Raw genomic sequence first — 8,001 nt, forward strand, 5'->3', positions numbered from 1 at the left:
GAGGGTCATGGCAGAGGCTCCTTTTGCTTTGAGTCTCAGCAATGGCCGGCCACCGCCGATGTTCCGCGCGATGCGTCGGGTCAGCCCGGATCGACGACGACCCGATAGGTTTCGCCGTAGAAGGTGAAGCGCGCCGCTGTCGCGACCGCGCCGCTCAGCCGACCGTCAGCACGATCTTCCCGACATGCTCGCCCGCCTGCATCCGCGCATGCGCGGCACCGGCTTCGGCCAGCGGGAAGGCCTTGTCCATCACGGGTTTCCAGGCGCCCTCGCCCAGCCGCGGCCACAAAGTGCGCGCGATCTCGTCGGCGAGCGCGGCCTTGAAGTCGGCGCTGCGCGCGCGGAGCGTCGATCCGGTCATCGTCAGCCGACGGCGCATGACCTGCGAAATGTCGATCTCGACCTTCGCGCCGCGCTGGAAGGCGATCGTCACATGGCGCCCGTCGTCGGCGAGGCATTCCAAATTGCGCGGCACATAATCGCCGCCGACCATGTCGAGCACCGCGTTGACGCCCTTGCCGTCGGTAAACGCCTTCACCGCCGCGACATAATCCTCGGCCGAATAATCGACCGCAAGGTCGGCGCCGAGCGCGACCGCCGCTGCGCATTTGTCGGCGCTGCCGCAGGTCACGATCACCTTGATCCCGAACAATTTGCACAACCCGATCGCGGTGGTGCCGATGCCGCTGGTGCCGCCATGGACCAGCACCGTCTCGCCCTCCATCACCCAGGCGCGCTCGAACAGATTGTGCCACACGGTGAAGATCGTCTCGGGCAGCGCCGCCGCCTCGGCCATCGAAAAGCCCGTCGGCACGGGCAGGCAGCTTCCCGCCGGCGCGGTGCAATATTCGGCATAGCCGCCGCCCGCGACGAGCGCGCACATCGCCTGCCCCAGCAATTCGGGATCGCCGCCCGGCCCGACCGCGACGACCGTCCCAGCAATCTCGAGCCCGGGCAGGTCCGACGCGCCCGGCGGCGGCGGATAATATCCCATGCGCTGCAGCACATCGGGGCGATTGACCCCCGCCGCGGCGACGCGGATCAGCACCTCGCCCGGCGCCGGCCGCGGCACGGGGCGCGTCTCGGGCACCAGGACTTCGGGTCCGCCCGGCGCGCTGATGGCGATGGCGGTCATGCTTTCCGGCACGCTGGTCACGTCTTGGTCCCCCTGCTTCCCACAGGCGCGCCTTATTGACAGCGCGGGGCGGCGGGTCAACAGTTTCGCCGCCGATCAAGCGGATGAGGACGAGAGGACAGCGCGATGGACGACGATAACGAACCCCGCCGCCGCGACGATATACTCGCGAGCCTGACCAGACAGTCGCTCGACCCGCTGTCGGTCGACGAACTCAATGACCGCATCGCGGTGCTGGAAGAGGAAATCACCCGCACCCGCGCGCGCATCGCCTTTGCGACCAGCCACAAGGCGAGCGCCGACGCGCTGTTCAAAAAAAGCTGACCGCTCCATAAGGCGCCATGGACTTCGACGACCAGCTGAACCGCTATTTCGGCACCGCCGACCTTGCGGCGATCCACCCCGAGGCGCTCGCCGCGGGGACCGAGCGCATGCGCGTCGACTTCGGGCTCGAGACCAATCCCGGCCGCCGCTTCGCGCTGTGGGCGCTGATGCATATGCTTGGCGTCGCGCCCGACCTCGATATCGCCTTCAAGGACGCGGCCGAACGCGACCTCGCGCGCGATTTCATGGATATGGTCGATCGGGCGGGAGACGGTGCGGACTGATCGTCAGGCCTGTCCAGATGCCGCACGCCGATGCCGCCGGATGGTGGGCGCTGACGGGCTCGAACCGCCGACCCTCTCGGTGTAAACGAGATGCTCTACCAACTGAGCTAAGCGCCCCCTTTCGGAAGAAGCGCGCCCCTGCCACAGCTTCGCGGCCGGAGCAAGCATGGCCTCATTCCTCCAGCGCCTCGAAATAGCGCGCCAGCGCATCGAACGCCGCTTCGGCGAGGCCGATGAAGATGCGGCGGCCGTCATGCGGGTCGGCCTCGCGCAGGAACAGCCCCGCGTCGGTCATCGTCTTGATCCAGCGCAGCGCCGTGGTCGCGGGGACCGCGGCGGCGATGCACAGGCTCGACACCGACACCGGCTGGCGTTCGAGGCGCGCGGCATACAGGTCGAGCAGCATGTCCCACGCCGGGTCGGCGAACAGGTCGGCGGGGAAATATTGCTCGCGCATCCGGCGCTGGCGCAGCATCCGGCGCACCGCCTTCGCGCGCTGGCGATGCACCATGCGTTCGTCGGGCTCGAAGCTGCGCGGGGGCGCCGCATAATCGCGCACCGGCGCGCGGACCTGGCCGCCGGCGTCGCCGAAATCCTCGTCGCGCGGGACAAAGGCCGGCGGCGTGCCCGGAAGGCCGCGCTGGCCCGACAGGTCGCCGAGCAGCCGCGCGATGCGCGCGACCTCGTCCTGCAGGCGGTCGATCCGTTCCATGGCATCGTCGCGGGCAACGTCGTGGACGGCCGCCCCCTGCGAGCGCGACGCCGCCGCGAGCGCGACGAGGCGATCGGCGGCATCGGCATCGACCAGCCATTCGGTGCGGATCGCGGCCGGGACGATCGCCGCGACCCGGTCGAGCGCGCCGAGCGCGGTTTCGCACACCAGCGCGCATTCCATCGCGATCGCGGCATCGCAAATTTCGGACAGCACCTCGACCTCGATCGTCTCGGTATCGATCAGCCAGACGATGTCGGGCAGCGCCATCGTCCTGAGGTGCGCCGCCACCCGTGCGGCGGGAATATGATCGATCACGCGCGCCCGGCCCGACCGCATGAGGTCGGCGCCGATCGAACGGGGGCCGACGAACAGCACCGCCGCCGGATGGCCGTCCGGCCCGTGTGGCGGCGGCACCCAGTCGAAGCGTTCCGGCGGCGGGGCCGCGATCCGCTGGTCCGAGTCGATCATCTGGTCCATCATGCCGCCCTTCCCTCGCCGTTTCTCCGCCTTGGCGTCCTTATGTCGTCAATATGGCGATATTCACCTTTTGTTCGTTCCAAACTGCCGCCGATCCGGACACTGCCGAACAACAGGCAGCGTTTGATACGGACCGAGCTGGTGGAATTTTCTCCATTTTGGACATGTTTTGTTCCTCGCGTCAATCCCCCCTGTCGCCGTCGCGCATGGCGGCGGTGAGCCGCCGGCGATGCCATGCCACCGCCCTCCGCCACCGCCGCGCTTTCCGCCACGCGCTTTTGCGGCTAGGGCGAGCAGATGAACGGCCTTTTTCCAGTCATGATCGGCGGCGCCCTCGGTGCCGGCGCGCGGCATCTTGTCGGCGCGGCGATGCTCGCGCGCCTTGGACCCGGCTTCCCCTGGTGGACGCTCTCGATCAATATCGCCGGCAGCCTCGCCATGGGCCTGCTGATCGCCGGCCTCGCGCGCAGCGGCGGGAGCGAGGCGGCACGCCTCTTCTTCGGGGTCGGCGTGCTCGGCGGCTTCACCACCTTCTCCGCCTTCAGCATGGAGTTCTGGACCCTGTTCGAGCGCGGTGAGTCGGCGCAGGCCTTTGCCTATGTCGCCGCGTCGGTGATCGGCGCGATCGCCGCCTGCGGGCTCGGCCTTCTCGTCATGCGGCAGGTGCCGGCATGAGCGACAAGCCAAAGATGGACGGCGCAACGATCGCCGAGGAGGATGACGGCATCCGCCTCGACCGCTGGTTCAAGCGCCACCGCGAAGGCACGCCGCACGCGCTGCTCGCGCGCTGGGCGCGGTCGGGGCAGCTGACGCTCGACGGCAGGAAGGCCGATGTGTCGGACCGCATCGCGACCGGACAAAAGCTCGTCATGCCGACCCCGCCGGTCGAGGCCGAGGCGCGTCCGGCGCGCAAGGGCCGCCCGCTGACCGACGCCGATGTCGCGCTGGCGACGGGCATGGTGATCCACCGCGACGCAGGCGCGATCGTGCTGAACAAGCTGCCCGGTCTCGCCACGCAGGGCGGGACAAAGACCGAGCAGCATGTCGACGGGCTGCTCGACGCGCTGAAATTCGACGGGCCGGTGCGGCCCAAGCTCGTCCACCGGCTCGACAAGGACACCTCGGGCGCGCTGCTGATCGCGCGCACCCCGCGCGCCGCGGCCTATTTCGCCAAAAGCTTTTCGAATCGCAGCGCGAAGAAGACCTATTGGGCGATCATCGTCGGCGTGCCCGACATCCAGCAGGGCGAGATCGACCTGCCGCTCGCCAAGCAGCCCGGATCGGGCGGCGAGAAGATGCATGTAGATGACAAGGGCCTGCCATCGAAGACACGCTACCGCGTCATCGAGCGCGCCGGAAACAGCGCGGCGTGGGTCGAACTGCAACCGCTGACCGGGCGCACGCACCAGCTGCGCGTCCATATGGCGGCGATCGGCCACCCGATCGTCGGCGACGGCAAATATGGCGGCAAGGGCGCGTTCCTGACCGGCGCGATCAGCCGCAAGATGCATCTGCACAGCCGCCGCCTGCGCATCGACCATCCCGATGGCGGCGCGATCGATATCAGCGCCGAAGTGCCCGAGCATTTCGCCGCGACCATCGATGCGCTGGGTTTCGACACGCTGCTCGGCCAGGTCGGTATCGACGATATCGCCAAGGGTCCGCCGTCCAAGGCCGCCGAAAAGGCCGCAGCGAAGGCGCACAGCAAGCAGATCCGCAAGGCGCGGCGCGGCGAACGGCGCGGGCGCACCGCCGACAGCAAGCCGACCGATTTCGTCGGCAAGGCTAAGCCCAAGCCCAAGGCGAAACCCGGCAAACCCGCGGCGCCTAAGGCCAAGGGCGCGAAGCCGGGCGCAAAGAAACCGTCGCGCCGCGCCCGGCCCAGCTGATGCATCCCGATCCCGCCTTTCGGCCCAAGGACGACGACCTCGCCGCGCTGCTGGTGCGCGAGATCGGCTTTGCCGCGATCTTTGCAGGCACTCCCGACGGGCCGCGCGTCGCGCATGCGCCGGTGGTGCTCGGCGCCGACAATCGCACGCTGCAATTCCATCTCGCGCGCGGCAACGGGCTGGCGAAACATCTCGACGGCGCGAGCGCGCTGGCGGTCGTGCAGGGTCCCGACGCCTATGTCAGCGCGAGCTGGTATACCGCCCCCGACCAGGTCCCGACCTGGAACTATGTCGCGGTCGAGATGGAGGGCCAGGCACGCCGGCTCGATCGCGACGCGCTCGTCGCACAGCTCGATACGCTGTCGGCGAGCCATGAGGCGCGGATCGGGATCGACCCGCCCTGGACGCGCGACAAGATGAGCCCCGCGATCTTCGGCAAGATGGCCGACGCGATCATCGGGTTCGAAATCGCCATCACCGCGTGGCGGCCGACGCTGAAGCTGTCGCAGAACAAGTCCGCCGACGAGCGCACCCGCGTGATCGATGGCCTGAAAGCCCAAGGGCATGGCGCGCTCGCCCATCTGATGGACCAGCTCGCGGGCCGAGGAGAAAGACGATGACCCCCGCCGACGAGGCGCTTGCGAAAAAGCGCTATTTCGCGATCAACCTGATGCGCATCATGGGCGCCTTTTTCGTGATGGCGGGCTTCCTGCTGATCGCCGGGCGCTGGGGCATCGCGGGCATGCCGACCGACCGCTATATCGGCATCGCGGTGGTGCTGATCGGAGCGTTTGATTTCGCGGTCTTCCCGCTGCTGCTCGCGCGCCGCTGGCGCTCGCCCAAAGAGCTATGAAGCGATTCTGGAAAGAGACGACCGTCGTCGAGAGCGGCGACGGCTGGGGCATCGCGCTCGACGGACGCCCGGTGCGCACGCCGCAACGCGCGCCGCTCGCGGTCGAGAGCCATGCGCTCGCCGAAGCGATCGCCGCCGAATGGCAGGCGGTGGGCGAGACGATCGATCCCGCCGCGATGCCGATGACCGGGCTGACCAACGCCGCGATCGACCTTGCGGCGCCCGACCTTGCCGCCTTTGCCGAACCCGTCGCGGCCTATGCGACGAGCGAGCTTTTCTGTTACCGCGAGGATCGCGACGCCGTGCTGCTCGCCGAACAGGCGGCGCTATGGAACCCGCTGCTCGGCTGGGCCGAGGCTCGCTATGGTGTCGAGTTCGCGATCACGCAGGGCATCTTGCCGATCGATCAGCCGCCCGCGACGGTCGCGGCGCTGCGCGGCGCGGTGCTGGCGCTCGATCCGTGGCGCCTGACCGCGCTGACCCCGCTGGTGACGATCGGCGGATCGCTCGTCGCGGGGCTGGCGCTGGTCGAGGCGGCGCATGACGCCGACCATCTGTGGCAGGCGGTGAGCCTCGACGAACTCTACCAGGAACGGCGCTGGGGCGCCGACGATCTGGCGATCACGGCGCGCGAGAAAAAGCGCGCCGATTGGGACAATGCGGCGCGGTTTTTGGGACTGTTATAGAAATATCGCCCCCGCATTCGCGGGGGGCGATAGCTCAATCCACGAAATTCGGCGCGCGCTTTTCCATATGCGCCATCACCGCCTCGACCTGGTTGGGCTTGCGGATCACCAGCACCTGCTCGTCGCTCTCGGCCTGCAATATCTCGGCGTCGCTCGCGTCGGCGAGCATGTTGCACAGGCGCTTGGCGCCGCGGATCGCGTGCGGATTCTTGTTCGCGATCACCTCGGCGAGTTCCATCGCCTTGGCCAGCGGGTCGTCCGAGACATGCGTCGCAAAGCCCATCGCCTTCGCCTCGGTGCCGTTGAACTCGCGGTTGGTGTAGATCATCTCGCGCAGCACATCGTCGGCGACCTGCGTGCGCCACAGCGCCATGCCCGCGACGTCGGGGACGAGACCCCAGCGCATTTCCATGATCGCGATGCGCGTGTCGGGGTGGACGATCCGAATGTCGGCCGCCGCCATGATCTGGCTGCCCGCGCCGAAGGCGACGCCGTGCACCGCCGCGATCACCGGCACCGGCAGTTCGCGCCAGCCCCAGGCGGCATATTGGGCATTGTTCGAAAGACCGCGCGTGCGATCGGACAAGGTGCCGCCGGCGCTGCTTGCGCCCGGATCGCGATCGTTGCTCAGGCTCGACAGGTCGAGCCCGGCGCAAAAGGCGCGTCCCTCGCCCGACAGCACCACGACGCGCAAGCCAGCCTTGTCCTTCAGTTCGTCGATCGCCTCCGCCAGCGCCGCCCACATTTCGGCGTCGAGCGCATTCATCTTGTCGGTGCGGATCAGCCGGACGTCGGCGATGCCGTTTTCCAGCATGGTGATCGAGATACGGTCTTTCATTCAGGCTTCCTTGGAGAGCGCCGCTGCGACGAGCGGCAGTTGGTCGTTTCCGAAATACATATCGTCGCCATCGACGAAAATGGACGGGGATCCGTAACCGCCGCGCGCGATCAGTTCGTCGGTATTGGCGCGCAGCCGCGCCTTGACCGGATCGCTGCCGGCGGCCTCGGCAAGCGCGGCGCCATCGAGCCCCTCGGCATCGGCGACCGCCGCCAGCACGGCGGGGTCGTCGAGATTTTCCTGCCGGTCGAAATAGCTCGCAAAGGCGGCGCGCGCGAACCGAACCAGCGCGGCCTGGTCGTCCTCGAGCGCGCAGCAGAAACGCATCGCCGCGATGCTCTTCGCCGGATGCCACTCTGACGGGAAATTCATCGGCACATTTGCGAGCCGCGCCCAGTCCTGCAGCACCTTCCAGCTATGCTGCAGCCGCCGGTTGTCGGCCTGCTCGCGCGCGGCATAGACGGCGGGATTGACCGCATTGAACACCCCGCCGACCAGGATCGGACGATAGCGCGCCATCGCGCCCGCCCGTTCGAGCAGCGCGGGCATGTTGTGAAAGGCGAGACAGGTCCAGGGCGAGGACAGGTCAAAGAAGAATTCGACGCGTTCGTTCACCCCGGACCTCCCTGCATGATTCAGCCGACTTTGAGTTCGACGTCGGGGACACCCGGGCAGACGATCCGCACCGAATTATAGGCGGGCAGCGCGTTCGGGATGTCGAGGCTCAGCGTCACCGGGGTCACCACCGTCGGCGTCGCGCCGTCGGGCGCATTGGCGCGCAGCAGCACGACCTGGTTCGG

General features: G+C 68.2%; 11 protein-coding genes and 1 tRNA gene. 7 read left to right on the plus strand and 5 right to left on the minus strand.

The window, feature by feature from the left end; all coding sequences use genetic code 11:
- Positions 1-154: 154 nt before the first annotated feature.
- Entirely contained in the window at positions 155-1,156 is a 1,002-nt protein-coding gene (locus B1A78_RS18875) for an NAD(P)H-quinone oxidoreductase (protein ID WP_372236907.1), read from the minus strand.
- A gap of 105 nt (positions 1,157-1,261) precedes the next feature.
- On the opposite strand from B1A78_RS18875, the gene B1A78_RS18880 reads away from it, so the two are divergent.
- Together B1A78_RS18880 and B1A78_RS18885 are read left to right on the plus strand one after the other, a co-directional pair.
- Complete coding sequence (locus B1A78_RS18880) at positions 1,262-1,459, plus strand: DUF1192 domain-containing protein (RefSeq protein ID WP_077148445.1); 198 nt, start codon at positions 1,262-1,264, stop codon at positions 1,457-1,459.
- Positions 1,460-1,476: 17 nt separating this feature from the next.
- On the plus strand, positions 1,477-1,743 hold the full coding sequence (locus tag B1A78_RS18885; RefSeq protein ID WP_077148446.1) for a hypothetical protein: 267 nt from the start codon (positions 1,477-1,479) through the stop codon (positions 1,741-1,743).
- Positions 1,744-1,784: 41 nt separating this feature from the next.
- Here the strand turns inward: B1A78_RS18885 and B1A78_RS18890 are convergent.
- Both B1A78_RS18890 and B1A78_RS18895 read right to left on the minus strand, forming a co-directional pair.
- A tRNA-Val gene (locus tag B1A78_RS18890) sits at positions 1,785-1,860 on the minus strand.
- A 55-nt stretch (positions 1,861-1,915) separates the two neighbouring features.
- Entirely contained in the window at positions 1,916-2,938 is a 1,023-nt protein-coding gene (locus tag B1A78_RS18895; RefSeq protein WP_179102092.1) for a MarR family transcriptional regulator, read from the minus strand.
- A gap of 294 nt (positions 2,939-3,232) precedes the next feature.
- On the opposite strand from B1A78_RS18895, the gene B1A78_RS18900 reads away from it, so the two are divergent.
- The 5 genes from B1A78_RS18900 to B1A78_RS18920 are packed head-to-tail and all read left to right on the plus strand — an operon-like array spanning position 3,233 to position 6,363.
- Positions 3,233-3,610 carry a CrcB family protein gene (locus tag B1A78_RS18900; protein ID WP_077148448.1) on the plus strand — a complete coding sequence of 126 codons (378 nt, stop codon included), beginning with the start codon at positions 3,233-3,235 and terminating at the stop codon, positions 3,608-3,610.
- Positions 3,607-4,824 (plus strand): RluA family pseudouridine synthase, encoded by a 1,218-nt coding sequence (locus B1A78_RS18905; protein ID WP_077148449.1) that lies wholly within the window; start codon positions 3,607-3,609, stop codon positions 4,822-4,824. Before B1A78_RS18900 ends, B1A78_RS18905 begins: the two co-directional genes overlap by 4 nt.
- Positions 4,824-5,444 (plus strand): FMN-binding negative transcriptional regulator, encoded by a 621-nt coding sequence (locus B1A78_RS18910; protein WP_077148450.1) that lies wholly within the window; start codon positions 4,824-4,826, stop codon positions 5,442-5,444. The genes B1A78_RS18905 and B1A78_RS18910 overlap by 1 nt, the downstream gene beginning before the upstream one ends.
- Positions 5,441-5,677, plus strand: coding sequence for a hypothetical protein (locus tag B1A78_RS18915; RefSeq protein WP_077148451.1), 237 nt, complete (start codon positions 5,441-5,443; stop codon positions 5,675-5,677). The genes B1A78_RS18910 and B1A78_RS18915 overlap by 4 nt, the downstream gene beginning before the upstream one ends.
- Positions 5,674-6,363 carry an ATP12 family chaperone protein gene (locus B1A78_RS18920; protein ID WP_077148452.1) on the plus strand — a complete coding sequence of 230 codons (690 nt, stop codon included), beginning with the start codon at positions 5,674-5,676 and terminating at the stop codon, positions 6,361-6,363. Before B1A78_RS18915 ends, B1A78_RS18920 begins: the two co-directional genes overlap by 4 nt.
- A 34-nt stretch (positions 6,364-6,397) precedes the next feature.
- Here the strand turns inward: B1A78_RS18920 and B1A78_RS18925 are convergent, their stop codons facing one another.
- The gene (locus B1A78_RS18925) at positions 6,398-7,201 is read right to left on the minus strand and encodes a crotonase/enoyl-CoA hydratase family protein (protein ID WP_077148453.1); all 804 of its coding nucleotides are present in this window, start codon (positions 7,199-7,201) and stop codon (positions 6,398-6,400) included.
- Positions 7,202-7,816, minus strand: coding sequence for a 2-hydroxychromene-2-carboxylate isomerase (locus B1A78_RS18930; RefSeq protein ID WP_077148454.1), 615 nt, complete (start codon positions 7,814-7,816; stop codon positions 7,202-7,204).
- Positions 7,817-8,001 lie beyond the last annotated feature (185 nt).

Origin of the sequence: Sphingopyxis sp. KK2 (assembly GCF_001990265.1) — a bacterium.
GTDB lineage: Bacteria > Pseudomonadota > Alphaproteobacteria > Sphingomonadales > Sphingomonadaceae > Sphingopyxis.